We start from the raw sequence: 1,850 nt of genomic DNA, 5'->3' as shown, positions 1-1,850 counted from the left end.
CTGCTTCGATATCTCTGCTGCTTCGATCGATCGAAAGCAGCACAACTGTGGCGCTGAGAGACAACGCCTGGTTTCCGCCGGGTCGGCCTTTACTTGTATGGGCTCGCTGACGACTTGCTCACCAGCGCGGGCTTAGAATTCACACTCTGAGTCTCCAGCAGCGCAAGCAGTTGCGTCAAGGAGTGATTCAACTGTACCTGGTCGGCAAGATTCAAGCCCGACATAATCCCTTCCATCGTATCGACATGCGCCGTCATGGCCGCATCAATGGTACTCAAGCCCTGCAAGCTCAATGTGACCAGGCGATTGCGCGCATCGTCGAGGTTATCACTCCGTTCAATAAATGCCCGGGTTTCTAGCCCCTTTAAACGATGGGTCATGGTGCCCGACGTGACCATCAGGGTCGAAAAGAGTTCAGTTGGGGTTAGGGTATAGGGTGCACCGGCGCGGCGCAGGGTGGCCAATACATCGAATTCCCAAGCGGTCAGGCCAAACTTGCCAAAGCTGCTATCGGATAGCGGTGCATAGAGCACGGCACAGCGCCGTAAGCGGCCTAAGATCCCCATCGCCTGGAGCGACAGTTCGGGGCGCTCTTGTTGCCATTGAGCCTTAATTTGGTCGACTGCATCTAAAGGAACTGCCATATATTACTATTTACTTGAAAAATGTGAGCCTAATTTATCTTGATATCGAGAATAATTCCATGGATCTTTAATCTAAGATTAATATAAAGATCTTGTCAACCTTGTGAATCGCAAACAAGGGTCCTCTGGACAGTAGTTGGTAGGCCAACTGGGCCGTTATTGCACCGTCGCCCTGACCGATATAGCCTCAGACCGCGATAGCTGCCGTGAAGTGCTCCGCTAACGTAATGATTTTAAGACATCACTGGCGATCTCAAACGAGTTTAGACGCGCCGTATGGCTAAAGGTACTGCCCGTGACCAGAATTTCATCGACCTGGGTTCGGGCCAAAAAATCATTCAACTTTTGCCATACGGTATTGGCCGAACCGATCGCCGAACAGCCGAGCACCTGATTCAGGGTGGCCTGCACATTGGCCGGCAAGGATTGAAAGTAACCTTCCTGCGGGGGCGAAAACTTACCCGGTTTGCCGGTATAGAGCCGCACAAAGGACTGCTGCATCGAACTGGCTAAAAATTCCGCTTCAGCATCGGTATCGGCGGCAATCACATTGAAGCCGGCCATGACATAGGGCTTGGCTAAATGGATCGAGGGCTTGAAGTCACGCCGATACAGGGCAATGGCCGCAAGCAGATCGGCCGGTGCGAAATGCGAGGCAAAGGCATAGGGCAAACCAAATTCGGCGGCCATGCCCGCGCCATAGAGACTGGAACCGAGAATCCAAACCGGCACATCCAAACCGGCCCCAGGCACTGCCCTGACCTGTTGACCGGGTCGCTCCGGTTGAAAATACCCAAGCAGTTCCTCAACATCCTCAGGGAATCGATTGACGTCGGCATTCAAATGCTGGCGCAAGGCTGCCGCCGTTGCGCCATCGGTACCCGGCGCGCGGCCGACACCCAGGTCGATCCGCCCCGGAAACAAGGTTTCCAAGGTGCCAAACTGTTCGGCGATCTGCAAGGGTGCATGGTTGGGCAACATGATGCCACCGGCACCAACCCTGATACGCTCGGTGCCGGCGGCTATATGGCCGATCAACACCGAGGTGGCCGCACTGGCAATGCCAATCATATTATGATGTTCGGCCAACCAATAGCGCCGAAAATCTTGCCGCTCGGCCAATTGGGCCAGCTCCAGGGCATTGCGAAACGCGTCTTTGGGGCCTTGCCCTTCGACGACGGGGCACAGATCGAGCATGGAATAGTG

General features: G+C 54.7%; 2 protein-coding genes. Both read right to left on the bottom strand.

Going from position 1 to position 1,850, the window contains the following annotated elements; genetic code table 11:
* Window positions 1–89: 89 nt before the first annotated feature.
* A complete protein-coding gene (locus AC4FIC_RS15030; RefSeq protein ID WP_100256300.1) occupies window positions 90–644 on the bottom strand; it encodes a MarR family winged helix-turn-helix transcriptional regulator in 555 nt (184 codons plus the stop codon).
* Window positions 645–863: 219 nt separating this feature from the next.
* Window positions 864–1,841, bottom strand: coding sequence for an LLM class flavin-dependent oxidoreductase (locus AC4FIC_RS15025; RefSeq protein ID WP_476195224.1), 978 nt, complete (start codon window positions 1,839–1,841; stop codon window positions 864–866).
* Window positions 1,842–1,850 lie beyond the last annotated feature (9 nt).

Source organism: Reinekea sp., from assembly GCF_982785585.1.
Note: the sequence above shows the minus strand (reverse complement) of the source record. Positions and strands in the feature narration are given on the sequence as shown.